Raw genomic sequence first — 25897 nt, 5'->3', positions numbered from 1 at the left:
TTTACCTTCAAACAAACGGCGCGCTACTGCGCGCCGGCCCTTCAATTCGCTTCGTCGACGGCCACTTCAATCAGATGCCGTTCGGCATCGAGCATCGGCACCGCCAGCCGTATCGTCTGCTTCACGCGGCTGCCTTCCGGCAATCGCGCAATCTCGTCGTCCGGATGCACGCCCTTCATCGCCCAGATCGATCCGCCCGGCGCGACCAGATGTCGAGCAAGTTTAACGAAGTCGGATAGATCCGCGAAAGCGCGGGATACGATCATGTCGAATTTTTCCGGCACTTCGACACCCGGCTGCAGCGATTCGACCCGACCGGTGACCACCGACAGGTTCGCGAGCTTCAGCTCCGCGCGCATCTGCGTCTGGAAGGCAGACTTCTTCTGCACGATATCGTTCAGCGTGACCTGCCAATCCGGCTCGACGATCGCCAGCACGATACCGGGCAACCCGCCGCCCGAACCGACGTCGAGCACGCGGGCCGATGCACGGCCGCGCAGATGCGGGACGATGGAAAGCGAATCGAGGATGTGCTGGATCAGCATCTGCTTCGGGTCGCGGATCGCGGTCAGGTTGTAGACCGCGTTCCACTTGCCGAGCAGCGCGACGTAGTCGAGCAGCTGGTTGAGTTGTGCATCCGTCAGGGTGAGGTCGAGCGCCGTCGTGCCTTCGACGAGCATCTGCTCCAGTACGTCCCGATTAACCGCCGGCGCGCGACGCGCCGTCATTGTTGCGTCGGGACGGCGCCGTCCCCCTGCTCCGTTGCCTCTGCGGCACTGCCATTACGGCGCCCGAGGCCGCGGCGCTTCAGGTGCACCATCAGCAGCGAGATCGCCGCCGGCGTGACACCCGAGATGCGCGATGCCTGCCCGATCGTCTCCGGCCGGAACTCGTTGAGCTTCTGGCTCACCTCGAACGACAGCCCGCGGACTTCGCGGTAATCGATACCGTCCGGCAGGCGCGTGTTCTCGTTCGCGTCGTTGCGTTCGATCTCCGAGGCCTGGCGCTCGATATAGCCCTGATACTTGATGCCGATCTCGACCTGCTCCTTGATCTGCTCGAGCATCACCGGATCGTCGGCCAGCGGCTCTGCGGGGCCGCATTCGCCGCCCTTCAGTCCACACACACCGTCGTAGCTGATACCCGGGCGGCGCAGCAGCTCGGCGAGGCTGTATTCGTGGTCGATCGCCTTGCCGAGGAGCGCGGTCGCCTCTTCCGCCGGCAACGTCTTCGGCGTGACCCACGTCGACTTCAGGCGTTCGGTTTCACGTGAAACAGCGTCGCGCTTCCGGCTGAATGCGTCCCAGCGCGCGTCGTCGACGAGCCCCAGTTCGCGGCCCATCTCGGTCAGGCGCATGTCGGCATTGTCTTCACGCAGGCTGAGGCGATACTCGGCGCGGCTCGTGAACATCCGGTACGGCTCGGCCACGCCGCGCGTCACGAGATCGTCGACCAGCACGCCGAGGTAGGCCTGGTCACGGCGCGGGCACCATGCGTCCTTCTCCTGCACGTAGCGGCCCGCATTGAGGCCAGCCAGCAGGCCCTGCGCGGCCGCTTCTTCATAGCCGGTCGTCCCGTTGATCTGGCCCGCAAAGAACAGCCCGTTGATCGCCTTCGTCTCGAGCGACGCCTTCAGCGCACGCGGATCGAAGTAGTCGTACTCGATCGCGTAGCCGGGGCGCAGGATATGCGCGTTCTCGAGGCCGCGCATCGAATGCACAAGCTCGAGCTGGACATCGAACGGCAGGCTCGTCGAGATCCCGTTCGGGTAGAACTCGTTGGTCGTCAGCCCTTCCGGCTCCAGGAAGATCTGGTGCGATTCCTTCGACGCGAACCGGTGAATCTTGTCCTCGATCGACGGGCAATAGCGCGGCCCGACGCCTTCGATCACGCCTGTATACATAGGCGAACGGTCGAGACCACCGCGAATGATGTCGTGCGTACGTTCGTTCGTGTGCGTGACCCAGCACGGCAGCTGCTGCGGATGCTGCTCCGCGCGGCCCAGGAACGAGAAGACGGGGATCGGATCGAGATCGCCCGGCTGCTCGGTCAGCTGCGAGAAATCGATCGAGCGGCCATCGATACGCGGCGGCGTACCGGTCTTCAGGCGGCCCTGCGGCAGCTTCAGCTCCTTCAGGCGCGACGACAGCGACACGGCCGCCGGATCGCCCGCGCGGCCGCCCGTATAGTTGTTCAGGCCGACGTGGATCTTGCCGTCAAGGAACGTGCCGGCGGTCAGCACGACCGCGCGGGCGCGGAAGCGGATGCCGATCTGCGTGACGGCGCCCACCACACGGTCGCCTTCGACCATCAGGTCGTCGACGGCCTGCTGGAACAGCCAGAGGTTCGGCTGGTTCTCGAGCCGGTGGCGGATCGCGGCCTTGTACAGGATACGGTCGGCCTGCGCGCGCGTCGCGCGCACGGCCGGCCCCTTCGACGAATTGAGGATCCGGAACTGGATACCGCTCTCGTCCGTCGCGGCTGCCATCGCGCCGCCCAGCGCGTCGACTTCCTTGACCAGATGGCCCTTGCCAATGCCGCCGATCGACGGATTGCAACTCATCTGCCCAAGCGTTTCGATGTTGTGGGTCAGCAGCAGTGTCTTTGCGCCCATGCGGGCGGACGCCAGCGCGGCTTCGGTGCCGGCATGACCGCCACCGACGACGATGACGTCAAATTCTGTGGGAAAAAGCATGGTGGATTCCGCACGCAGGGCTGCGCACGAACCTATCAGAGAAATGTATGGGGCGAATTATAGCGGGTTCGCTTTTCACCCGAATGCCGTCCGAATGGTAGGGTCTGTGCATTTCGACGATTTTTCGGCGTTGGAGCGATGGATCTGTGGTTCTGCGCCTCCGCCTGCGAATAATCCGACCCGCCCTCCGCACATCGTTACGCCTGTGCAGGGATCCATGTGTCGAGAAATTTCACGTGGAACATATAACCCGTTCGAGGCCTGTGTCACGCCCAATACCTAGGCGGAACACCCTGTGCCCCCTCCCTCACAGAATTTCCGTCGGTACGCTCGACACTTATCCCCTGTGACCCGGCACATCATCATTCTGTGGAACGAGTGGCAGCCAACTCCGATCGACAAACCGGATCGCCATCTGCGCTGTTGATACCTCCCTCCAACGCCACTGCACAGAGCTTTTGATTGTTCCTCCGGTACTTATCCCCTGGTTGCTAACCGCCGATGCATGGGAGTCAGACCTTCACCCAAAAACAAAAGCGGCGTGTTTCACGTGAAACACGCCGCCCCTTTCCCACCCACCGCGCCTCCGATCAAGCCGTTTTCTTCGCTAACCCGAGGTAGGTTTCGATCACACGTGGATTCTGCGCGAGTTCCGCTGCCGGCCCTTCCAGCGCAAGCTCGCCCGTCTCCAGCACATAGCCGTAGTCCGAGATCTGCAGCGCCGCCCGCGCATTCTGTTCGATCAGCAGCGTCGCCACGCCCGTACCACGCAACGCGCTGATGATATGAAAGATCTCCTTCACGATCAGCGGCGCCAGCCCGAGGCTCGGCTCGTCGAGCATCAGCAGGTCGGGCTTGCCCATCAGCGCGCGGCCAACCGCGAGCATCTGCCGCTCGCCGCCGGACAGCGTGCCGGCCGCCTGCTTGCGCCGCTCCTTAAGGCGCGGAAACAGCGCGAACACGTGATCGAGCTGGTCGAGGAAGTTCGCTTCACCTGCCAGCTTGCGTCGATACGCGCCCAGCACGAGGTTGTCTTCGACCGTCATCGTGCTGAACAGCTCACGTTTTTCCGGCACGAGGCACATCCCGCGTGCGACGCGCTGCTCGACCGGCAATGCACCGACATCGTGACCGCGATACACGACCGCGCCGGACGCATGCCCGGTCACCGGCAGCGCGCCCATGATCGCGTTCAGCAGCGTCGATTTGCCGGCCCCGTTCGGCCCGATCACGCTGACGATCTGTCCCGCACCAACCTTGATCGCCGCGCCGTGCAGCGCCTCCACCTTCCCGTACCGGACCGCCAGCCCGCGCACGTCGAGAATCGGCATCGTCGTGTCCGTCATCACTCCACCCCGCCCAGATACGCTTCGAGCACCGCCGGATCCTGCTGCACGTCCTGCGGCAGCCCTTCCGCGATCCGCGTGCCGAATTCCATCACCACCAGCCGGTCGGTGAGATTCATCACGAAATCCATGTCGTGTTCCACGAGCAACACGCTCATGCCTTCCGCCTTCAGCCGCCGCAGCAGGTCGGCGAGTTGCTGCTTCTCCTGGTAACGCAGCCCGGCGGCCGGCTCGTCGAGCAGCAGCAGCGTCGGGTCGCAGCACAGCGCCCGTGCGATTTCGAGAATCCGCTGCTGGCCCAGCGCGAGGCTGCCCGCTTCGTCGTACATGTGCTTTTCGAGCCCGACGCGGCGGATCTGCTGGGCGGCCTCGGCCAGCAACTGCGCTTCCTCGTGAGCATTGAGCCGCACGACGCTGCGCCACACGCCCGTATGGCCGCGCAGGTGCGCACCGATCGCGACGTTCTCGAGCACCGTCATCGCCGGCAACAGCTTCACGTGCTGGAACGTCCGGCCGATGCCGCGGCGGACGATCTGGCGCGATGTGAGCCCGTCGATGCGTTCGCCACGGAACGTGATCGTGCCACCCGTCGGCTTCAGCACGCCCGTCACGAGGTTGAACGTGGTCGACTTGCCGGCGCCATTCGGGCCGATCAGCCCGATGATCTGCCCCGCTTTCACGTCGAAGCTGACGTCGTTGACGGCCACGAGGCCGCCGAACTGCTTGCGCGCGTTGTCGACGACGAGCAGCGGCTCGCCGGCCGCGGGCTTCGCGCGTTGCGGCAACGGGTCGGCGTGCTCGGGTACATGCGCACGCGGCCCGCGCGGGAACAGCCTGGCGACGAACGGCCACACGCCCTGGCGGGCGTACTGCAGCAGCAGCACCATCAGCACGCCGAACACGATGATCTCGAAGTTGCCTTCCGAACCGAGCAGCTTCGGCAGCAGCGTCTGCAGGTAGTCCTGCAGCACGGTCAGGATCGCCGCGCCGAGCACGGCGCCCCACACGTGCGACACGCCGCCGACCACGGCCATGAACAGGAACTCAATCCCGTGGTTCAGCCCGAACGGCGTCGGGTTCACCGCACGCTGCAGATGTGCGTACAGGAAGCCCGAGATGGCCGCGAGCACGGCCGCATAGACGAAGATCACGACGCGCATCCACGCGGTGTTCACGCCCATCGCCTCGGCCATCACGCCGCCGCCGCGCAGCGCACGGATCGCGCGACCCGGGCGGCTGTTCAGCAGGTTCTGCACCGACACGATCGCGGCCAGCACGACGGCCCAGATCAGGAAATACAGGCTGCGGCCGCTGTCGAGCGTGATGCCGAACAGGTTCAGCGCCGGAATCCCGTTGATCCCGTCGTACTTGCCGAGCAGTTCGAGGTTGCCGAACAGGTAGAACAGCGCGAGGCCCCACGCGATCGTGCCGAGCGGCAGGAAGTGGCCGGACAGCCGCATCGTGACCGCGCCGAGCACGAGCGCGACGAGTGCCGTCAGCACGACGCCGACGATCAGCGCGAGCCACGGTGACACGCCGTAGCGCGTCGTCAGGAGCGCGGTCGCGTAGGCGCCGATGCCGACGAACGCGGCCTGCCCGAAGCTCGTCATCCCGCCGACGCCCGTGAGCAGCACGAGCCCGATCGCGACGGTCGCGTAGAGGCCGATGTAGTTCAGCAGCGTGATCCAGTATTCCGGCACCTGCAGCGCGCCGGGCAGCACCGGCAGCGCGAACAGCACCACGAGAAACACCCAGAAGGTCTTGTTGCGTACCATCGTCTTCATCGTGTCACTCCTCTTCCTCTTCCGCGTGCGGCGTGGCGAAGCTCCGCCACAGCAGCACCGGAATGATCAGCGTGAACACGATCACCTCCTTGTACGCGCTCGCCCAGAACGACGAATACGATTCGAGCACGCCGACGAGCAGCGAGCCGGCAGCCGCGAGCGGATAGCTGACGAGCCCGCCGATGATCGCGCCGACGAAACCCTTCAGGCCGATCAGGAAGCCCGAGTCGTAGTAGATCGTCGTCAGCGGGCCGACGAGGATCCCGGACAGCACGCCGAGCCCCGCCGCGAACGTGAACGCGAGCCGCCCGGCCTCGGTCGTGCCGATGCCGACGAGCCGCGCGCCGAGCCGGTTCACCGACGTCGCGCGCAGCGCCTTGCCGGCGATCGTGCGGCCGAAGTACACGTATAGCGCGCCGATCAGCACGAGCGCCGTCACGACGACCAGGATGCTCTGCACCGACACGGTCATGCTGCCGATCGACAGCGACGCATCCGAGAAGCCGTTGGTGCGCGAGCCTTCCGCGCCGAACATCACGAGCCCCAGGCCGACCATCGCGAAGTGGACGGCGACCGACACGATCAGCAGCAGCAGCAGCGTGCCTTCCGCGATCGGCTGGTAGACGAGCCGGTAGACGAACGGCCCCATCGGCACGACGATCGCGAGCGTCAGTGCGATCTGCGCGAGCATCGGCAGCGGCTGCACGGCGAAGCTGCGCGTGATCGCGAACACGGCGAGCGGCAGCAGGACGTAGCGGCTGCCGAGTGTCGCGAGCGTGCGGCCGAGCTGATGGCGCCGTTCGCGATGCCGGATCAGGCCGCCGACTTCGAGCAGGAAGCACGCGATGCCCATCACGAACAGCAGCCAGCAGGTGGCGGGGAATTTCTGCGCCTGCAACGCGGCAAGCGTCAGCGCACCGTAGGCGACGAATTCGCCCTGGGGAATGAAGATCACCCGCGTGACGGAAAACACCAGTACGAGCGCCAGCGACAGCAATGCATAAATGGCGCCGGTCGTGATGCCGTCTTGCGCGAGGATCGCTGCAATCGAGAGATCCATACGTTTCGTGTATCGAGAATGCTGCGGTGAAACGAAAGACGGGAACGGCCGGGGCGCTCGGGCCGCAAGATCGACGCGTCGGGCGCCACGCAGAGCCCCTGTGGTTCCACACGACATGGGCATGGTCGTGGCCCGTCGGGCCCGGCGCCCTGCCGACGGCATGCACGGCGCCATTCGCGCCGCGCGCGCCGGTTTCACGTGATGCTTACTCGGCCTGCAGCTTCCACTTGCCGTCGACGATCTGCACCATCACGCGCGCACGCGTGTCGAAGCCGTTGTGGTCGGTCGGTGTCATGTTGATCACGCCGTGCGACACGGGCAGGTCCTTCACGTTCTCGATCGACGCGCGCAGCGCCTCGCGGAACGCCTCGGTGCCCGGCTGGCCCTTCTTCAGCGCGTCCGGAATCGCACGCTGCAGCAGCAGCCCGGCATCCCACGCATGGCCGCCGAACGTCGCGAGCGAGCCCGCGCCGTACGCCTTCTCGTACGCGGCCTTGTAGCCGAGCGCCGGCTTCTTCACCGGGTTCGAATCGGGCAGCTGGTCGGTCACGAGCACCGGGCCGGCGGGCAGGATCTCGCCTTCGCAATCCTTGCCGCACACGCGAAGGAAGTCGTTGTTCGCGACGCCGTGTGTCTGGTACACCTTGCCCTTGTAGCCGCGCTCCTTCAGCGTCTTCGCCGGCAGCGCCGCCGGCGTGCCCGAGCCGGCGATCAGCACCGCATCCGGATTCGAGCCCATGAGCTTCAGCACCTGACCCATCACCGACGCGTCGGTGCGGTTGTAGCGCTCGTTCGATACCACCTTCAGGCCGTTCTTCGCGGCCGCCGCGTTGAACGTGTTGTACCAGCTGTCGCCGTACGCATCGGCGAAGCCGATGAAGCCGACCGTCTTCACGCCGTGTTTCGCCATGTAGCCGGCGATCGCGTCGGCCATCAACTGGTCGTTCTGCGGCACCTTGAACATCCATGCGCGTTTCGCGTCCATCGGCGAGATGATCTGGGCGCTCGCCGCGAGCGAGATCGTCGGCGTCTTGCCCTGCGACACGGGGTCGAGCATTGCCAGCGAGTTCGGCGTGACGGACGAGCCGATGATCGCGTCGACGTGATCTTCATCGATCAGCTTGCGCACGTTCTGCACCGCGCGGCTCGTGTCGGATGCGTCGTCGAGCACGATGTACTGCACGCTCTTGCCGGCGATTTCCTTCGGCAGCAGCGCGATCGTGTTCTTTTCCGGAATCCCGAGCGACGCGGCCGGCCCGGTGGCCGACAGCGTCACGCCGATCTTCACCTGCGCCGACGCCGTTGCCGCCGCGCACACGAGGCCCGCGGCGAGCACGGCCTCCATCCATCGATTCATCTTCATTTACGTTGTCTCCAAACGCTGCTCGAAAAAGCCTCGGGTCGCTCGGGCGGCTCCCGGTCCCCAAACAAGTTAATAAATTAACTATCTCGCCGTACCGCGTCTACGCTCGTTTTCCCGTGAAACACCCCGTCTTCAACGGCACCCGGACGGCACCACGCGCGGACGCACCGGCCGGCGGTCGAAACGGTCGTTCGACCGTCAGGATGCGCAGCGGCGGTGTCGTCTGGATGAAGAAAGCGGAGAAAGGCGCGATCGTGCGCGCAATCGATGCATGCACAACGATCAACGAAAGGCACGTCGATCCGGCCTGATGCGGCCAGGCCCGTGCGCGGCGCATGATCGGAAAGCCGGCCGCTCATGCGAATGCGAATGCGAATATCGACACGGATGCGCACGCAACGACCGGCGATGACGCCGGAACGCGCCTACAGGCCGCAGAGCGGCTCGGGAAGGCCGCGGCGACAGCAGCCCAACCCCACGACGAACGAACGGCACACGCCGCCCTTCCTGCCCCGATCCATCGTCCTGCGCTGCTCATCCAACCGTACTCCCTCTTCTGCATTCTGCTTGTAGGAGAACTGCCGACCGATTTTCCCGACCGCGCGGTCGGCGAAAGCCGAGTGTAACGGACGCGTTTTGCGCACGCCAACCGGGTTAGCCCGAACGGCCGGCGCACGGCTGCGCATCGTTGACGAACGAATCGTGGGAAAGCGGAAATCTGGAAAACGGGGGGACACGGCGAAGCGCGGAAGAAGCGCGGTGCGAACGCAAGCGCGGAATACGGCCACCGCGCAGGCCGCTGCACCAACAGCGCAAATCCGTGCACGCAAATGAAAAAGCGCTGTTGGATTCCGTCCAACAGCGCTTTGGGGTCCGGGCACTTTGTGCCTCGATTGTCTCCTCGTTCTCCACCTGCAAATTCGTTTCGCGGTGCATCAGAACTAGGGTGAATCTTAAAGAGGCTTAAGCACCACGACAACTTAGCATTTACCCCTATGGTGCATCGCCGCACGAAAATGGGGCACTAGTCTGCCGCACGGCGCCGGCCCGAGCCCGCTCCTGCGCCCTTCCGGAGCATGCCGGATGGTGCTTCGCATCAACGCCCGGTGACGCGCGCCGCACGCATTCAGGACGCCCTGAGCGGCTTGATCCGCGCGACCATTTCACCGACGATGCCGCGCCGGAATGCGAGCACGCATGCGATGAAGATCAGCCCGGTGACGATCGTCGCCGATTCGCCGAGCGAATGGAACCACGCGACGCCCGTCGTCGACGCGAGCCATTCGCCGATGTCGCCGAGCCGGTCTTCCAGCGCGACGATCAGCGCCGCGCCCAGCAGCGGCCCGAACAGCGTGCCCATTCCGCCGACGAGCGTCATCAGCACGACGAGGCCCGACATCGTCCAGTAGGCGTCCGACAGCGTCTCGAAGCCGAGCACGAGCACCTTCAGCGAGCCGGCCAGCCCCGCGATGCCCGCCGACAGGATGAACGCGAGCAGCTTGAAGCGGTCGGTGTCGTAGCCGAGCGAGATCGCGCGCGCTTCGTTCTCCTTGATCGCGACGAGCACCTGGCCGAACGGCGAATGCACGACCCGCACGATGAACGCGCACGCGGCGACCACCACTGCCAGCACGACGTAGTACAGCGCGACGTCGTTCGACAGGTCGAGCAGCCCGAACAGACGGCCGCGCGGCACGCCCTGCAGCCCGTCCTCGCCGTGCGTGAACGGCGCCTGCAGGTAGATGAAGTAGACCATCTGCGCGAACGCGAGCGTGATCATCGCGAAGTAGATCCCCTGCCGCCGGATCGCGAACAGCCCGACGACGAGCCCGAGCAGCGTCGCGGCAACGGTGCCGACCAGCACGCCGAGCTCCGGCGTGAAACCGAGCGTCTGCATCGAATAACCGGTCGCATAGCCGGCGGTCGCGAGGAACATCGCATGGCCGAACGACAGCAGCCCCGTATAGCCGATCAGCAGGTTGAACGCGGCCGCGAACAGCGCGAACGTGAGCACCTTCATCACGAACACCGGATACGCGCCGATGAACGGCGCGGCGAGCAGTGCGGCGAGCAGCACGCCGTAGAGCACTTTTCTCTGCATCATTTTTCCTTGCCGAAGAGGCCCGCCGGGCGGAACAGCAGCACGATCGCCATGATCACGAACACGACCGTGGCCGACGCTTCGGGGTAGAACACGCGCGTGAAGCCCTCGATCACGCCGAGCAGCAGGCCCGTGACGATCGAGCCGAGAATCGAGCCCATCCCGCCGATCACGACCACCGCGAACACGGTGATGATCATCGGCTGGCCCATCAGCGGCGACACCTGGATCACCGGCGCAGCCAGCACGCCCGCGAACGCGGCGAGCGCAACGCCGAAGCCGTAGGTGAGCGTGATCATCATCGGCACGTTCACGCCGAACGCCTCGACGAGCTTCGGGTTCTCGGTGCCCGCGCGCAGGTACGCGCCGAGGCGCGTCTTCTCGATCACGAACCACGTCGCGAGACACACCGCGAGCGACGCGACGACCACCCACGCGCGGTAGTTCGGCAGGAACATGAAGCCGAGGTTGGTGGCGCCGGACAGCTGCGACGGCACGTCGTACGGCTGGCCGGACGAGCCGTAGATCGACCGGAACACGCCTTCGACGACCAGCGTGAGCCCGAACGTGAGCAGCAGCCCGTACAGGTGATCGAGCTTGTACAGCCAGCGCAGCATCGAGCGCTCGATCAGGATCCCGAACGCACCGACCAGCAGCGGCGCGATCACGAGCATCGCCCAGTACGGCAGCCCGAAATACGACAGGCCCATCCACGCGAGCATCGCGCCCAGCATGAACAGCGCGCCGTGCGCGAAGTTGATCACGTTGAGCAGCCCGAAGATCACCGCGAGCCCGAGGCTCAGGATCGCGTAGAACGAGCCGTTGACGAGCCCGAGCAGCAACTGGCTCAGCATCGCCGGCAACGGAATGCCAAAGATTTCCATCGACTTAGCCGTCAGAATGAGTTTCGTTGCGCGCGCAACCTTCATGCAGCGCGTGCGCGGGCGGCGCAGCGGGCACATCGCTGCGGCCGCCACCGAGCGGCGCGCCCGCGCGCGCCGCTACGCCCTGCCTACTTCCACAACGCGCAGCGCGTTTCCTGCTTGGTCCCGAACGCCTGCTCGCCCGGAATCGTCGCGAGCACCTTGTAGTAATCCCACGGCTCCTTCGATTCCGCCGGCTTCTTCACTTCCATCAGGTACATGTCGTGGATCATGCTGCCGTCCGTGCGGATATAGCCCTTCGCGTAGAAGTCGTTGATCTTGATCTTCTTCAGCTCGGCCATCACCTTGTCGGAGTCGGTCGTGCCGGCGGCCTGGACCGCCTTCAGGTAGGTCGTCACCGACGAGTAGTCGGCCGCCTGCAGGCTCGACGGCATCTTCTTCATCTTGCCGAAGTAGCGCTGCGCCCACTGGCGCGACGCGGCATCGCGGTTCCAGTACCAGCTGTCGGTCAGCACCAGGCCCTGCGTCGTCTCGAGGCCGAGGCTGTGCACGTCGTCGATGAACATCAGCAGCGCGGCGAGCTTCATCGTCTTCGTGATGCCGAACTCCTTCGCGGCCTTGATCGAGTTGATCGTGTCGCCGCCCGCGTTCGCGAGGCCGAGGATCTGCGCCTTCGACGATTGCGCCTGCAGCAGGAACGACGAAAAATCCGACGCGGACAGCGGGTGACGCACCGCGCCGAGCACCTGGCCGCCGTTCGCCTTCACGACGTCCGACGTGTTCTTCTCGAGCGCCTTGCCGAATGCATAGTCGGCCGTCAGGAAGAACCACGACTTGCCGCCCTGCTTCACCACCGCCGAGCCGGTGCCCTTCGCGAGCGCCATCGTGTCGTATGCGTAGTGGACCGTGTACGGCGTGCACTGCTCGTTGGTCAGCGTGTCGGCGCCTGCGCCGATGTTGATGTAGACCTTCTTCTTCTCGGCCGCGACCTGGTTCATCGACAGCGCGGTGGCGGAGTTCGTGCCGCCGACCAGCAGGTCGAGCCCGCCGCGGTCCATCCATTCGCGCGCCTTCGATGCGGCGATGTCGGCCTTGTTCTGGTGATCCGCGTAAACAACTTCGATCGGCTTGCCGAGTACCTTGCCGCCGAAGTCGGCCACTGCCATGCGGATCGCCTCGAGGCCGCCCTGCCCGTCGATATCCGCGTAAAGCCCCGACATGTCGGTGATGAAGCCGATCTTCACGGTATCCGCCGCATGTGCGGCGCCGGCGGTGAGCGCGGCGGTCGCGAGTGCGAGACAGGCCTGTGCGAGGGTCTTCATTTTCATTGACGTCTCCTGTTGTTCTGATGCGTTGTGGTTGTTCGAGGGCCGCCACGGCTAGCGGCAAGGGAAACGGGGCGGCGTCACACCCCGAGCAGGTCGTGCAGGGTCGGCATCTTGCTCTCCAGTTCGGCCGCCTGGAAATGCTCGACGATGCTGCCGTGCTCCATCACGTAGAACCGGTCGGCGAGCGGCGCGGCGAAGCGGAAATTCTGTTCGACCATCACGATCGTGTAGCCGCGCGCCTTCAGCGCGACGATCATCCGCGCGAGCGCCTGCACGATCACCGGTGCGAGGCCTTCGGAAATCTCGTCGAGCAGCAGCAGGTTCGCGCCGGTGCGCAGGATCCGCGCGACCGCGAGCATCTGCTGCTCGCCGCCGGACAGCCGCGTGCCCTGGCTCTGCCGGCGCGACGCGAGGTTCGGGAACATCGCGTAGATCTCGTCGATCGGCATCGCGTGCTCGCGCGGCCCGATCAGCGGCGGCAGCATCAGGTTCTCCTCGCACGACAGGCTCGAGAAGATCCCGCGCTCCTCCGGGCAGTAGCCGATGCCGTAATGCGCGATGCGGTGCGTCGCGAGGCCGATCGTCTCGTTGCCCGCGACCTTGATCGACCCGCTGCGGCGGCCTGTCAGGCCCATGATCGCGCGCAGCGTCGTCGTGCGGCCCGCGCCGTTGCGGCCGAGCAGCGTGACGACTTCACCGCGATGCACCGTCAGGTCGACACCGTGCAATATGTGGGATTCCCCGTACCAGGCCTCCAGGCCCGTGATCTCCAGCGCGGGCGTACCGCTTTCGACGCCGCTCAATTCGCGTTCCTCCCGTTCGCTGTGCTTCATGCGTGCGCCCCCGCGAGCGCCGCGTCGGCGCTGCCCATGTAGGCCTCGATGACGAGCGGATTCTTCGACACTTCCGCATACGAGCCTTCGGCCAGCACCTCGCCGCGTTGCAGGACGGTGATCGTGTCGGAGATGCCCGCGATCACGTTCATGTTGTGCTCGACCATCAGGATCGTGCGCCCGCTCGCGACCTTCTTGATCAGCGCGGTCACGCGATCGACGTCCTCGTGGCCCATCCCCTGCGTGGGCTCGTCGAGCAGCATCAGTTCGGGCTCCATCGCGAGCGTGGTCGCGATCTCCAGCGCGCGCTTGCGGCCGTACGCGAGCTCGACGGTCGGCACCTGCGCGAAATCGGTGAGGCCGACCTGCGTGAGCAGGTCCATCGCGCGGTCGTCGAGCCGCTTCAGCGTGCGTTCGCTGCGCCAGAAATGGAATTCGGTGCCGAGCGCGCGCTGCAGGCCGATGCGCACGTTCTGCAGCGCGGTCAGGTGCGGAAAGACGGCCGAGATCTGGAACGAGCGGATGATGCCGCGCCGCGCGACCTGCGCGGGCCGCTCGTCGGTGATGTCGATGCCGTTGAAGACGATCTGGCCGGCCGTCGGCGTCAGGAATTTGGTGAGGAGGTTGAAGCAGGTGGTCTTGCCCGCGCCGTTCGGTCCGATCAGCGCATGGATCGCACCGCGACGCACACGCAGGTTCACGCCGTTGACGGCCGTGAAACCCCTGAATTCCTTGGTCAGTCCGCGTGTTTCCAGAATCGTGTCGCCGAGAATCATGTTCCCTTCCGTACGAAGTCAGGCGAAGCACCGGGAAGATTCGCGAGAAGCGTCCGCGAAACAGGTCAGCGGATGAGCGGGCTGCCCCGGGCGCCGTGTTACGCCTCGAGGGTGGTCTCCCGCGCCGACGCGTATGCACACTGCGCCACATTGTCTCGCCGTTGGTGCAGTGCAATCATCGGGATTTGCACTTATAGGGCTGGCCGCCCTGTCGCACGCGGCTGTGCACGGTTTTGCACGCTGTTTTTTTGACACGTGCATCATCGTGCGTTGACCATCCGCACGGCCCGGCACGCATGCAACAAAAATGCCGTGCGGCTGCACGGCTTGCATGGATCTTGCGGGACGAACCGGCGGTATTCGCTGCAATCGGCACCCTCGGCACCACTGCTGCAACAGCAGTTTGTTTCGCATATCGAATCAGCGGGCGTCATCATGACGGCCCGCTGTCGGGCGTGTCAGCGTTCCGTCACGCGGCTGTCACCGCCTGCTCCGTGCGCACCGGCGTCGCTTCGCGCGCCGCGCGGCGATCGGCACGAATCATGTCGCTCGCGCGCTCGGCGATCATCAACGTCGGCGAATTGGTGTTGCCCGATGTAATGAACGGCATCACCGATGCATCGACGATTCGCAGCCCGGCGATGCCGCGTACGCGCAGCCGGCTGTCGACCACCGCGCGCTCATCGTCGGCACGCCCCATCCGGCAGGTGCCGACCGGATGGAAGATCGTCGTGCCGACGGCGCCGGCCGCCTCGATCAGCTCGGCTTCGCTTCGATACTGCAGGCCCGGCAGGATTTCCTCGGGTCGATAGCGCGCGAGCGCCGGCGCGGACGCGATCCGGCGCGTGAGCCGCAGCGCGTTCGCGGCGACGTGGCGATCGTGATCGGTCGACAGATAGTTCGGTGCGATCGCGGGCGCCGCGCCCGGATCGGCGCTCGCGATATGCACGCTGCCGCGCGACGTCGGCCGCAGATGGCACACGGACGCCGTAAACGCGTTGAAGCTGTGCAGCGGCTCGCCGAAGCGCTCGAGCGACAACGGCTGCACGTGGTATTCGAGATCGGGGCGCGTGAGCGCGGGATCGTCGGGATCGGATTTTGCGAACGCGCCGAGCTGCGACGGCGCCATCGACATCGGCCCGCGCTGCAGCAACGCATATTCGGCGCCGATCATCAGCTTGCCCCACCAGTGCGCGGACAGCGTGTTGAGCGTGCGCACGCCTTCGACGCGAAACGCCATCCGCAATTGCAGGTGATCCTGCAGGTTTTCGCCGACGCCCGGCAGATCCTGCACGACGTCGATGCCGAGCGCCTGCAGCCGCCGGCCATCGCCGACACCCGACAGTTCGAGCAGCTGCGGCGAATTCACCGCGCCGGACGTCAGCAGCACCTCCGAACGCGCCCGCGCGACGTAATCCGTGCCGCCGCCGTGGTATTCGACGCCGACCGCGCGCCGCCCGTCGAAGATCACGCGCTGCGCCTGCGCGCCGGTGATCACGGTCAGGTTCGGGCGCGCCATCGCGGGCCGCAGGAACGCCTTCGACGTATTCCAGCGCACGCCGCGCTTCTGGTTCACCTCGAAATAGCCGACCCCGGCATTGTCGCCGCGGTTGAAATCGTCGGTTGCCGGGATGCCTGTCTGCTGCGCGGCCTGCGCGAACGATTCGAGGATTTCCCAGCGCAGCCGCTGCTTCTCGACACGCCAGTAGCCGCCCGCGCCGTGCGCGTCGCTCGCGCCCGCATGGTGATCCTCGCTGCGCTTGAAGATCGGCAGCACGCTGTCCCACGACCAGCCGGCGTCACCGGTTTCCTGCGCCCAGCTGTCGTAATCCTCGCGCTGGCCACGCATGTAGATCATCCCGTTGATCGACGAGCAGCCGCCGAGCACCCGGCCGCGCGGATACGACAACGCCCGCCCGTTGAGCGCGGCTTCGGGTTGTGTCTTGTACAGCCAGTCGGTGCGCGGATTGCCGATGCAATACAGATAGCCGACCGGGATGTGGATCCAGTGATAGTCGTCCTTGCCTCCCGCTTCGAGCAGCAGCACGTGGATGTCGGGATCCTCGGTCAGGCGGTTCGCGAGCACGCAGCCCGCAGTGCCCGCGCCGACGATCACGTAATCGAATTCGCCTTCTAGCGTGCGTTGGGTAGTCACGGTTTGTCTCCTGTCACGCGGGGCAACGCCGCGCGTCATTTTCAGCATAGTGCGTCGCGAGCCGCGCTTGCGGGCCCGCGCCACGACCGATGAAGCGTACTCCGGCCGCCGGCCGCCGATCCAATGAGTTATGCTGAACTGCGTTATAAGCAGCGCTCATATCACGACGATGGATCTCACCCTGCTCCGCGCGTTCGCGACGGTCGCGCGCGAAGGCAACCTGACACGCGCCGCCGTGCAGCTGCACCTGACGCAGCCGGCGGTCAGCCTGCAGATCAAGCATCTGCAGGAAACGCTCGGCGTCACGTTGTTTACGCGCACATCGCGCGGCCTCGCGCTCACGCGCGACGGCCAGACGCTGCTGCCGCATGCGGAACGCGCGCTCGCCGCGGCCGCCGACGTGCAGCGCGCCGCCGCTGCGCTGCGGCACGAGGTGCGCGGCCGGCTGCGGATCGGCACGATCCTCGACCCGGGCTTCCTGCGGCTTGGCGGCTTCCTGCGCGCGCTCGTCGAAACCCATCCGCAGATCGAGACGGCGCTGCGGCACGGGATGTCGGGCTGGGTGATCGAACAGGTGCGCACGCAGGCGCTCGACGTCGGCTACTACATCGGCCGGCCTGGCGAAGACGATCCGCTCGACGGCGCACTGTTCCATACCGTCACGCTCACGCATTTCCAGTACCGCGTGCTCGCGCCGGCCGGCTGGAAGGAGCGCGTGCAGCGCGCCCACGACTGGCGCGCGCTTGCCGCGCTGCCGTGGATCTGGACGCCGCCGGCGTCCGCGCACCACCGGTTGCTGTCGCGACGCTTCGCGGAGGCCGGCGCGCAGCCGCTCAAGGTGGCCGAGGTCGACCAGGAGCAGTCGATGCTCGACCTCGTCAAATCGGGGATCGGGTTGACGCTCGCGCGCGACTCGACCGCGCTGGCCGAAGCGCATGCGCATGCGCTGACGATCGTCGAGCCCGTGACGGTGCCCACCGAACTGACGTTCGTGATGCTCGCCGAGCGGCGCGACGAACCGGCGATCGCGGCCGCGCTGCGGCTGATCGAAGCGCAGTGGGCGATATGAGGGCTGCTGATAGCGCGGGGGCTGGCCGCGCACCGGGCGCCAACGCCTGACACGCCGCCGGTCGGCAGCCGGCGACCGTGCGGGCCCTCACGCGCGCGGGAACGGGGAAATCACGGGAGCCGAACCTCCCGGCCGCGGCGTGTCGCCGCGTCCCGCCGGTCGTCACGCCACCTTCGCGGGCTTTTTGCTAGATTGTGCGTTCGCACACCGCGAGACCCCGATTGAAGGAGACCCGCATGGCCCGCAACATCGAGATCAAAGCCCGCGCCCGCGAATTCGACCAACTGCGCGAACAGGCGGCCAGGCTCGCGACCGAAGCGCCGCTGTTCTATCGCCAGCAGGATTTCTTCTATGACGTGCCGCGCGGCCGGCTCAAGCTGCGCCGCTTCGAGGATGGCACGCCGGCCGAACTGATCTTCTACCAGCGCGACGACCGCGACGGCCCGAAGGCGTCGTACTACACGCGCAGCCCGGTGACGAACCCCGACGCGATGCACGCGCTGCTCGCCACCGCGCTGACCACACGCGGCATCGTGACGAAGGAACGGCACGTGTACCTCGCAGGCCGCACGCGCATCCACCTCGACCGCGTCGACGGTCTCGGCGATTTCATCGAACTGGAAGTCGTGCTCGGCCCCGATGACGACGAAGCCGGCGGCGAAGCCGAAGCGCACGACGTGTTCGCGAAGCTCGGCGTGTCGCAGGACGACCTCGTCGCCGTCGCGTATGTCGACCTGCTGAACGCCGACACGCCGCACGAAGCGGCCTGATCCGGCCCTGCCCCAAGGCGGCGCAACCCGCGCCGCCTTCACCCTTGCCGCCGCGCGGTGGCCGCGTCAGGCGGCGCCGGGCGCCAGATGCGCCAGCGGCAGCGCGCCGTTGCGCTTGAAGGTCGTCAGCACGATGTTCGAGCGCACGCTGTCGACACCCGGCACGCGCATCAGCTTCTTCATCACGAACTGCGACAGCGCGTTCAGGTCGGGCGCGACGATCCGCAGCAGGTAGTCGGCATCGCCCACCACCGCATGGCATTCGAGTACCTCGGGCAGCACGTCGATCTGCTGCTGGAACTGCTCGATGATCGAGTCGCCGTGGTGCTTGAGCTTGAGGCTCGTGAACGCGGTGACGCCGAGCCCGAGTTTTTCGGGGCGCAACATCACGCGGTAGCCTTCGATCACGCCGGCCGCCTCGAGCCGCTGCAGCCGCCGGCCGATCTGCGACGGCGACAGCGGCACCTCCTCGCCGAGCTGCTGATGCGTCGCGCGGCCGAAGCGCTGCAGCACGTCCAGCAGCGCGAGATCGAAGTGATCGAGTTCCAGCATGAGCATTCTCCGCATTGATTCGTTATTTAATGCGCGATTATCGCATCATCAAGCGAATCAACGCCAACTATGCGCCCATTCCGCGCGCAGCCCGCTCTACACTTGCATGGTTCCCAACCGCCACGTGCAGAGCCAGATCATGTCCACCGTCGTCACCGCGAAACTGCAGGAGCAGTTCGATGCGGGCCTCGAAACCCGCGCCGATTTCACCATCGACCAGCCGCTCGCGCGTTACGGCCAGGTCGACCACGCGGTGTGGAAGCAGCTCTATGCACGCCAGTCGGCGCTGCTGCGCGGGCGCGCCTGCGACGCGTTCGTCGCGGGGCTCGGGAAGATCGACCTGCCGGCCGATCGCGTGCCGTCGTTCGCCGACGTGAACCGCCAGTTGAAGCCGGCAACGGGCTGGCAGATCGTCGCGGTGCCGGGCCTCGTGCCCGACCGCGTGTTCTTCGAGCATCTCGCGAACCGGCGCTTCCCCGTCACCTGGTGGATGCGCCGTCCCGACCAGCTCGACTACCTGCAGGAACCCGACTGCTTCCACGACCTGTTCGGCCACGTGCCGCTGCTGATCGATCCGGTGTTCGCCGACTACATGCAGGCGTACGGCCGCACCGCGCTCGCGGTCGCCGACGATGAAGCGGCGCTGGCGCGCCTCGCGCGGCTCTACTGGTATACGGTGGAATTCGGGCTGATCCGCGATGCGCGCGGCACGAGCGGGCTGTCGATCTATGGCGCCGGGATCGTGTCGAGCAAGGGCGAAAGCCTGTACAGCCTCGAAAGCGCGGCGCCGAACCGGCTCGGCTTCGACCTCGAGCGCGTGATGCGCACGAAGTACCGGATCGACACGTTCCAGAAGACCTACTTCGTGATCGACGATTTCGCGCAGCTGTTCGCGCTCGCCGACGTCGACGGCCGTGCACTGGCCGACCGGCTGGCGGCGCTGCCCGAATTCGCTGCCGGCGCGGTGCTCGAGACCGATCGCGTGCTGCATCGCGGCACGGGCGACGGCTGGCCTGACGACGCGGACGCGTGACGCTCGAGGGGGCCGGAACCAGCCTCTGCCGGCCTCCCGATCGCCTTCCCCGGATACCCGTCGCCGGTCGCCCGTCCCCGGATGCCCGTCGCCGGATGGCCGTCCCACAACTATGAAACAATGACCGATGCCGGCTTCGCCGCGCGGCGCAGCCGCGCGCGGGCGCCGTTACCGACCGAGAGGTGCAAGATGATCCACAAGCTCACATCAGAAGAACGCAAGACCCGGCTCGAAGGCCTGCCGCTCTGGACGGCCGTACCGGGCCGCGATGCGATCCAGCGCAGCCTGCGCTTCGCCGATTTCAACGAAGCATTCGGCTTCATGACGCGCGTCGCGATCAAGGCGCAGGAAATGAACCACCATCCGGAATGGTTCAACGTGTACAACCGCGTCGACATCACGCTGTCGACCCACGATGCCGACGGCCTGACCGATCGCGACATCGAACTGGCGCTGTTCATCGACCGTGCCGGCGCGCACGCGCAACCGGCCGCCTGAGGCATTCCTCTACCGCCGCGCGTCTTTCGATGCGCGGCGCGTCAACTTTTCATTTCGATGAACGTTTTCTAGGATGTAGTCAGCGAAAGCCTTCAGCTTTCCAAGCCATCCTTAAGGCGCACGTAAGTCTCGTACGCATTCCGTGCCTTGGGGTCCAATCCTTCCAGTTGTAGCGCGCTTTCGCGCTGTACAATCAGCAGCGCATACGGCTTGGAGAGCGCGCTGGCCTCTTCGCAGAGTTTGAGTTCGTCGCCGCTCGACGGCGAGCGGGCGCGCCAGAAATTGATCGCGGCTTCTAGGTCGTTGATCGAAATATCGGACATGTTTGGATTTAATCGTTCGCTGGCCGCCATGCTTGATGTCAGGTGTTGCGGCGCCCCTGTGGAAACGGCGTCGTGCTGTCCGCGTGCCTGAACCGCCAACCCATTGTACTTGAGCGAACTTCATGCGACTCCTTCTGATCGAAGACGACCGCCCCATCGCACGCGGTATCCAGAGCAGCCTCGAGCAGGCTGGCTTCACCGTCGACATGGTGCATGACGGCATCTTTGCCGAACAGGCGCTGGCACAGAACCGCCACGAACTCGTGATCCTCGACCTCGGCCTGCCGGGCATCGACGGGATGACGCTGCTCACGCGCTTCCGCCAGACCAACCGCCACACGCCCGTCATCGTGCTGACCGCACGCGACGAGCTGAACGACCGGATCCAGGGCCTGAACTCCGGCGCCGACGACTACATGCTCAAGCCGTTCGAGCCGGCCGAGCTCGAAGCGCGCATCCGCGCAGTGATGCGCCGCAGCGGCCCGCACAGCGACATGCCGCGTCCGGAAGTGTCGCTCGGCGGCGTCCGCCTGTCGGGCGTCGACCGCCGCATCTTCAACGACGACAAGCCGCTCGAACTGTCGCCGCGCGAATTCGCGGTGCTCGAGATGCTGCTGCTGCGTCACGGCCGCGTCGTCAGCAAGGCCCAGCTGCAGGATCACCTCACGCACTTCGGCGGCGATCTCGGCGACACCGCGATCGAAGTCTACGTCCACCGCGTGCGCAAGAAACTCGAGCAGTGCCGTGTCGAAATCGTCACGGTGCGCGGCTTCGGCTACCTGCTGCAGGAAATCCGCCAGACGGCGAGCGTCTGAGCGGCACCGCACGCCGGGCGGCCGCGTGCCGCCCGCGTGTGCGCGCTGCTCCGCGTCGCCGCCCGGCGCACGACCGCGCCGCTCCTCGTGAGCGGCGCTTATCCATTTGCCCGTCGAAATGTCTCCTGATCCGGCTGTGACCACCAGCCTGCGCCGCTCGCTGCTTCGGCGCCTCGCCGCCCCGCTGTCGATGCTCGCGCTGATGAGCGGCCTGATCGCCTACTGGCTCGCGTGGCAATACACGCAGCACGTGATCGACCGCTCGCTCGCCGATCTCGCGACCGCCATCTCCAAACAGATCCAGATCGCCGGCCCCGACGCGCCGTTCACGGTGCCGCCGCTCGCGCAGGCGATGTTCTCCGATCCCGCCGAAGCACTGATCTACCGGATCAGCGACGGCGAACAGGAACTCGCCGGCGATCCGAAGCTGCCGCTGCAGGGGATCAACGTGCGCCGCATGCATCACGCGTACGTGTTCGAGGCCGAATACGACAACCGCGCGGTGCGGGTGGCGCAGGTGCGCGTCGACGACGTCGAAGGCGGCAAGCCGATGGTCGTCGAGGTCGCGCAGCCGGTGCGGCACCGCTACCGGATCGCGGCCGAATTCCTCGTCGCGATCATGATGCCGCTGCTGCTGCTGCTGCTCGCGGGCTGGGGCATCGTGTGGCGCGTCGTGAACCAGCAGCTCGGCCCGCTCACGCACCTGGCCGATTCGCTGAACCGGCAGACCCACACGTCGCTGGAACCCGTCGACGAAACCGAGGTGCCGCTGGAAATCCGGCCGCTGACGAGTGCGATGAACGCGCTGCTCGGCCGCCTGAAGACCGCGCTCGACGCGCAGCGCAAGTTCATCGCCGATGCCGCGCACCAGTTGCGCACGCCGCTCACGGCCGTGAAGCTGCACGCGGAGCAGGCAGCCGTCGCGCGCGACCCGCACCAGACCTTCGCCGCGGTGCGCGAACTGCGCGCGGCTGCCGACCGCGCGGTGCGGCTGTCCAACCAGTTGCTGTCACTCGCCCGGGCGGAGCCAGGCGAACAGGCCGCGCGATTCGTCGACGTCGACCTCGCGGCGATGGCGTTCGAGACGGGTGCCGAGTGGGTGCCGCGCGCGCTTGCGTCGCACGTCGACCTTGGCTTCCAGCGCACCGACGATCCGGGTGACGACGAGAAGCTGGTCGTGCGCGGCAACCCCGTGCTGCTGCGCGAGGTGATCGCGAACCTGCTCGACAATGCGCTGAAGTACGTGCCGCTCGCGCGGCCGGACGGCGCACGGATCACGGTGAACGTCGCGCGCGGCGCGCTCGAGGACGGCCAGCCGGCCGCCGAGATCGTCGTCGAGGACAACGGCCCCGGCGTGCCCGCCAACCAGCAGGCCGACCTGTTCAAGCGCTTCTTCCGCGGCGACGCGCAAAGCGGCAACGGCGTCGAGACGGGCGCCGGGCTCGGCCTCGCGATCGTGCACGACATCATCGCGATGCACGGCGGCACCGTCTCGTACGAAGATGCATCGGAAGGCGGCTCGCGCTTCGTGGTGAGGGTGCCGCTGGTTGCGCACACCGAGAAGCCGGCCAGCGAAACACCGGCCGCCGCGTCGACGCACTAAGGAACTGAGGCACTGAGGGACTCGCGGCGGGCGACCGCTGATCGGGCCGCGCGCCGGATGAGGAGGCGGAAAGCACGGCTGCACGATGCGGCAGCCATCCGCTGAAACGACAGCGGCAGCGCACGATGCGCCGCCGCCTGCGTCACTTCTTGCTTTTCTTGTCCTTCGACCGGGACTCGGACTTGCCGTCCTTCTTGTCCTTCTTCTTTTTCTTCTTGCCGCCCTCGTCGGACGTCGCGAGCAGCGTGCCGCGGCACGACGCCGCGCCGCAATGACACGCGTACTCGCGCTTGAGCGCCTTCGTCAGCTTCGCGTCGATCACGAGGCCGTAGTCGTAGAACAGTTCCTCTTCCGGCCCGATGTCGCGCAGCGCGTGGATGTACACGCGGCCTTTGACTTCCTCGGCTTCGCAGTTCGGCGCGCACGAGTGATTGATCCAGCGCGCGCTGTTGCCGTCGATCTTGCCGTCGATCACCCCGCCCTCGTCCAGTGCGAAGTAGAACGTATGGTTCGGTTCGCTCGGGTCGTGCGGGTGGCGGCGCAGCGCCTCCTTCCACGAAATTCGTTCGCCCTTGTATTCCACTACGCGCTCGCCGGCCTTGATCGGCGCCACGGCGAACACGCCCTTGCCGTGCACTCCCGAGCGGCGCACCGCGATCCTGCGTGAACTCATCGAACGAATCCTTGTGAAGACGACTTGAATGGAAGACGGCCGTGGTCACGGCCTGGCGTCGCGCAAAACGAAAACGCGGCACCGGTGGGTGCCGCGTCGGGGCATGCGGCGAATCACCCGCATCCTACACGTTCACGATTGCTTCGTTCAACATCACACGCAATATTGCGCGCGCGGTGCTCAACGCTGGCCGAATGCGATGTCGCCGAACAACGCCTTGTGCTCGCGCGGCTGCGAGCGCCAGTATTGCGGCGGCGCCGTCACCTGCGCGCCGAGCTCGGCCGCCGCATGCCACGGCCAGCGCGGGTCGTACAGCATCGCACGCGCCATCGCGACGAAATCGGCATCGCCGGCCTCGATGAGCCGGTTCGCATGCGCGGGCTCGTTGATCAGGCCGACGGCGATCGTCGGCATGCCGACCGCGCGCTTCACCGCCTGCGCGAACGGCACCTGGTAGCCGGGCGACAGCGGAATCTTCTGCAGCGGCGACACGCCGCCGGACGACACGTCGATCCAGTCGCAGCCGCGGCGCTTCAGTTCGTGCGCAAACGCGATCGTATCGTCGAGTTCCCAGCCGCCTTCGACCCAGTCGGTCGCGGACACGCGCACACCGACCGGCCGGTCTTCCGGAAACGCCGCGCGCACGATCTCGAAGATCTCGAGCGGAAAGCGCATGCGGTTTTCGAGCGAGCCGCCGTATTCGTCCGTGCGCTGGTTCGCGAGCGGCGACAGGAACTGGTGCAGCAGGTAGCCGTGGGCCGCGTGCACCTCGATCGCGTCGATGCCGAGCCGTGCAGCCCGCTTCGCCGACGCCGCGAACGCTTCGCGGATCCGGTTCAGGCCCGCGGCATCCAGTGCGAGCGGCGGCGTCTCGCCATCCTTGTGCGGCACGGCCGACGGCGCGTGCGGCAACCAGCCGCCGTCGGCGACGGACACGAGCTGACCGCCCTGCCACGGCACGTTGCTCGACGCCTTGCGCCCCGCATGCGACAACTGCATCGCGATGCGGACCGGCGAATGCTTGCGGATCGCGGCCAGCACCGGCTTCAACGCGGCTTCGGTCGCGTCGTCCCAGAGGCCGAGGTCGCCATGCGTGATACGCCCGTCGGGTTCCACCGCGGTCGCCTCGATGCAGAGCAGCCCCGCGCCCGACAGCGCGAGATGGCCGAGGTGAATCATGTGCCAGTCGGTCGCTTCACCGCCTTCGGCTGAATACTGGCACATCGGGGAGATCACGATCCGGTTCGGAAGGGTCACGCCACGCAGCGTGAACGGGGAAAACAGCGCAGTCATGGAAGCCGCTCGCCAGGAAGGGAAAGAGCGAACGAGCGTAGCACGCAGGCGGCCAGCGTGCAGATGGCGCGTCCGGCAGTAAGCGGATGGTCAGGTACGGCGCGCGGCAGGTGGCCGGCAATGGAGAAAAGGCCGCGCATACGGCGATGCGCCGGCCTGCAACGCATGCGGGCCGGGCATCCTGTTCGCGGCCAGCGGCGGCGCCGCTGGCGGCGTCAGAGTCCGACGCTGTCGAGCCACTCCGCGAACATGCGTCGCGCGGCCGCCTCGAGCGCGGGGCCGTGCTGCGCGGTATCGGCGCGCAACTGGCACGCGTCGATGCCCGGCGTCGCCGCGATTTCGCCGGCGTTCGCGATCAGCCACGGTTCGAAACGGTCGGTGCGGATTTCCGGATGGCATTGCAGCGCCAGCACGTGCTGGCCCCACGCGAACGCCTGGTGACGGCACGCCGGGGTCGAGGCAAGATGAATCGCCCCGCCCGGCAGGTCGAACGTGTCGCCATGCCAGTGCAGCATCGACGTCGCCGCACCATCGAGATGGCGCAGCGGCGATGCGCGACCGGCATCGGTGAGCGTCAGCGGCGTCCAGCCGAGTTCGTGCTGGGCAGCCGGATAGACGCGCGCCCCGAGCGCCCGGGCGATGAACTGCGAACCGAGACAGATCCCGAGGATCGGCAACCCGGCGTCGATGCGCTTGCGCACGAGCGCCGCGAGCGGCGCGATCGTCGGATACTGCGCATCGTCGTACACGCTGAGCGGCCCGCCGAGCACGACGAGCAGCGACGGCTCGAGCACGTCGAGCACCTCGACCCGCGACGACCCGACGTCGACGTAGCGCACCCGCCGGCCTCGTTCGCCGAGCACCTGCTCGAAGCTCCCGAGATCCTCGAAATGCACGTGGCGGATCGCCACGACTTCAGCGTTCATCATCGGCCTCCCGGTCG

The 25897-nt window shown here is 66.5% G+C and carries 23 protein-coding genes; 6 read left to right on the top strand and 17 right to left on the bottom strand.

All coding sequences use genetic code 11. The features are described 5' to 3' along the window. Positions 1–41: 41 nt before the first annotated feature. From rsmG to CFB39_RS00360, 12 genes are all read right to left on the bottom strand, one after another. Positions 42–728, bottom strand: coding sequence for a 16S rRNA (guanine(527)-N(7))-methyltransferase RsmG (gene rsmG, locus CFB39_RS00420; RefSeq protein WP_089424148.1), 687 nt, complete (start codon positions 726–728; stop codon positions 42–44). Next, a complete protein-coding gene (mnmG, locus tag CFB39_RS00415; RefSeq protein WP_089471876.1) occupies positions 725–2695 on the bottom strand; it encodes a tRNA uridine-5-carboxymethylaminomethyl(34) synthesis enzyme MnmG in 1971 nt (656 codons plus the stop codon). The genes rsmG and mnmG overlap by 4 nt, the downstream gene beginning before the upstream one ends. A gap of 590 nt (positions 2696–3285) precedes the next feature. Then, positions 3286–4041: an ABC transporter ATP-binding protein gene (locus CFB39_RS00410; RefSeq protein WP_089471875.1), complete on the bottom strand. Its 756-nt coding sequence runs from the start codon at positions 4039–4041 to the stop codon at positions 3286–3288. Further along, positions 4041–5825 carry an ATP-binding cassette domain-containing protein gene (locus CFB39_RS00405; RefSeq protein WP_089471874.1) on the bottom strand — a complete coding sequence of 595 codons (1785 nt, stop codon included), beginning with the start codon at positions 5823–5825 and terminating at the stop codon, positions 4041–4043. The genes CFB39_RS00410 and CFB39_RS00405 overlap by 1 nt, the downstream gene beginning before the upstream one ends. A 4-nt stretch (positions 5826–5829) precedes the next feature. Next, positions 5830–6885, bottom strand: a complete 1056-nt coding sequence (locus CFB39_RS00400; protein ID WP_089471873.1) for a branched-chain amino acid ABC transporter permease — start codon at positions 6883–6885, stop codon at positions 5830–5832. Positions 6886–7090: 205 nt separating this feature from the next. Continuing rightward, entirely contained in the window at positions 7091–8248 is a 1158-nt protein-coding gene (locus CFB39_RS00395; RefSeq protein WP_089471872.1) for an ABC transporter substrate-binding protein, read from the bottom strand. A 1126-nt stretch (positions 8249–9374) separates the two neighbouring features. Beyond that, a complete protein-coding gene (locus CFB39_RS00385) occupies positions 9375–10349 on the bottom strand; it encodes a branched-chain amino acid ABC transporter permease (protein WP_175237700.1) in 975 nt (324 codons plus the stop codon). Next, complete coding sequence (locus CFB39_RS00380; protein WP_089424140.1) at positions 10349–11233, bottom strand: branched-chain amino acid ABC transporter permease; 885 nt, start codon at positions 11231–11233, stop codon at positions 10349–10351. Before CFB39_RS00380 ends, CFB39_RS00385 begins: the two co-directional genes overlap by 1 nt. Before the next feature lie 128 nt (positions 11234–11361). Next, a complete protein-coding gene (locus CFB39_RS00375; protein WP_089424139.1) occupies positions 11362–12561 on the bottom strand; it encodes an ABC transporter substrate-binding protein in 1200 nt (399 codons plus the stop codon). A 77-nt stretch (positions 12562–12638) separates the two neighbouring features. Then, the gene (locus CFB39_RS00370; protein WP_039351472.1) at positions 12639–13394 is read right to left on the bottom strand and encodes an ABC transporter ATP-binding protein; all 756 of its coding nucleotides are present in this window, start codon (positions 13392–13394) and stop codon (positions 12639–12641) included. Further along, a complete protein-coding gene (locus CFB39_RS00365) occupies positions 13391–14170 on the bottom strand; it encodes an ABC transporter ATP-binding protein (protein WP_021160426.1) in 780 nt (259 codons plus the stop codon). Before CFB39_RS00365 ends, CFB39_RS00370 begins: the two co-directional genes overlap by 4 nt. A gap of 469 nt (positions 14171–14639) precedes the next feature. After that, positions 14640–16325, bottom strand: coding sequence for a GMC family oxidoreductase (locus CFB39_RS00360; protein WP_089471869.1), 1686 nt, complete (start codon positions 16323–16325; stop codon positions 14640–14642). Positions 16326–16494: 169 nt separating this feature from the next. On the opposite strand from CFB39_RS00360, the gene CFB39_RS00355 reads away from it, so the two are divergent. Both CFB39_RS00355 and CFB39_RS00350 read left to right on the top strand, forming a co-directional pair. Then, positions 16495–17394 (top strand): LysR family transcriptional regulator, encoded by a 900-nt coding sequence (locus CFB39_RS00355; RefSeq protein ID WP_089471868.1) that lies wholly within the window; start codon positions 16495–16497, stop codon positions 17392–17394. 236 nt (positions 17395–17630) lie between these two features. After that, the gene (locus tag CFB39_RS00350) at positions 17631–18164 is read left to right on the top strand and encodes a class IV adenylate cyclase (protein WP_069246759.1); all 534 of its coding nucleotides are present in this window, start codon (positions 17631–17633) and stop codon (positions 18162–18164) included. A gap of 66 nt (positions 18165–18230) precedes the next feature. Here the strand turns inward: CFB39_RS00350 and CFB39_RS00345 are convergent, their stop codons facing one another. Next, entirely contained in the window at positions 18231–18716 is a 486-nt protein-coding gene (locus CFB39_RS00345) for an Lrp/AsnC family transcriptional regulator (protein WP_006408082.1), read from the bottom strand. A gap of 139 nt (positions 18717–18855) precedes the next feature. On the opposite strand from CFB39_RS00345, the gene phhA reads away from it, so the two are divergent. Continuing rightward, positions 18856–19749, top strand: a complete 894-nt coding sequence (phhA, locus tag CFB39_RS00340) for a phenylalanine 4-monooxygenase (RefSeq protein WP_089471996.1) — start codon at positions 18856–18858, stop codon at positions 19747–19749. Positions 19750–19938: 189 nt separating this feature from the next. After that, positions 19939–20247: a 4a-hydroxytetrahydrobiopterin dehydratase gene (locus tag CFB39_RS00335; RefSeq protein WP_089424290.1), complete on the top strand. Its 309-nt coding sequence runs from the start codon at positions 19939–19941 to the stop codon at positions 20245–20247. 92 nt (positions 20248–20339) lie between these two features. On the opposite strand, the gene CFB39_RS00330 is transcribed toward CFB39_RS00335, so the two are convergent. After that, positions 20340–20570 (bottom strand): DUF3717 domain-containing protein, encoded by a 231-nt coding sequence (locus CFB39_RS00330; protein ID WP_039351485.1) that lies wholly within the window; start codon positions 20568–20570, stop codon positions 20340–20342. Positions 20571–20692: 122 nt separating this feature from the next. Here CFB39_RS00330 and CFB39_RS00325 point away from each other — a divergent pair, with 122 nt between their 5' ends. Continuing rightward, complete coding sequence (locus CFB39_RS00325) at positions 20693–21385, top strand: response regulator transcription factor (protein ID WP_006401494.1); 693 nt, start codon at positions 20693–20695, stop codon at positions 21383–21385. 118 nt (positions 21386–21503) lie between these two features. Next, complete coding sequence (locus CFB39_RS00320; RefSeq protein ID WP_089424135.1) at positions 21504–22988, top strand: sensor histidine kinase; 1485 nt, start codon at positions 21504–21506, stop codon at positions 22986–22988. A gap of 142 nt (positions 22989–23130) precedes the next feature. Here the strand turns inward: CFB39_RS00320 and CFB39_RS00315 are convergent, their stop codons facing one another. The 3 genes from CFB39_RS00315 to CFB39_RS00305 all read right to left on the bottom strand — a co-directional run bounded on the left by CFB39_RS00315 (position 23131) and on the right by CFB39_RS00305 (position 25880). Next, positions 23131–23661, bottom strand: a complete 531-nt coding sequence (locus CFB39_RS00315) for an SET domain-containing protein (protein WP_089444736.1) — start codon at positions 23659–23661, stop codon at positions 23131–23133. Positions 23662–23841: 180 nt separating this feature from the next. Beyond that, positions 23842–24954 carry an NADH:flavin oxidoreductase/NADH oxidase gene (locus CFB39_RS00310; protein ID WP_089471867.1) on the bottom strand — a complete coding sequence of 371 codons (1113 nt, stop codon included), beginning with the start codon at positions 24952–24954 and terminating at the stop codon, positions 23842–23844. Positions 24955–25169: 215 nt separating this feature from the next. Further along, positions 25170–25880 carry a glutamine amidotransferase gene (locus CFB39_RS00305; protein ID WP_089471995.1) on the bottom strand — a complete coding sequence of 237 codons (711 nt, stop codon included), beginning with the start codon at positions 25878–25880 and terminating at the stop codon, positions 25170–25172. Between the last annotated feature and the right edge of the window lie 17 nt (positions 25881–25897).

The sequence above is a fragment of the Burkholderia sp. AU6039 genome (assembly GCF_002223365.1).
GTDB lineage: Bacteria > Pseudomonadota > Gammaproteobacteria > Burkholderiales > Burkholderiaceae > Burkholderia.
This window is presented reverse-complemented; position numbering and strand designations above follow the sequence as displayed.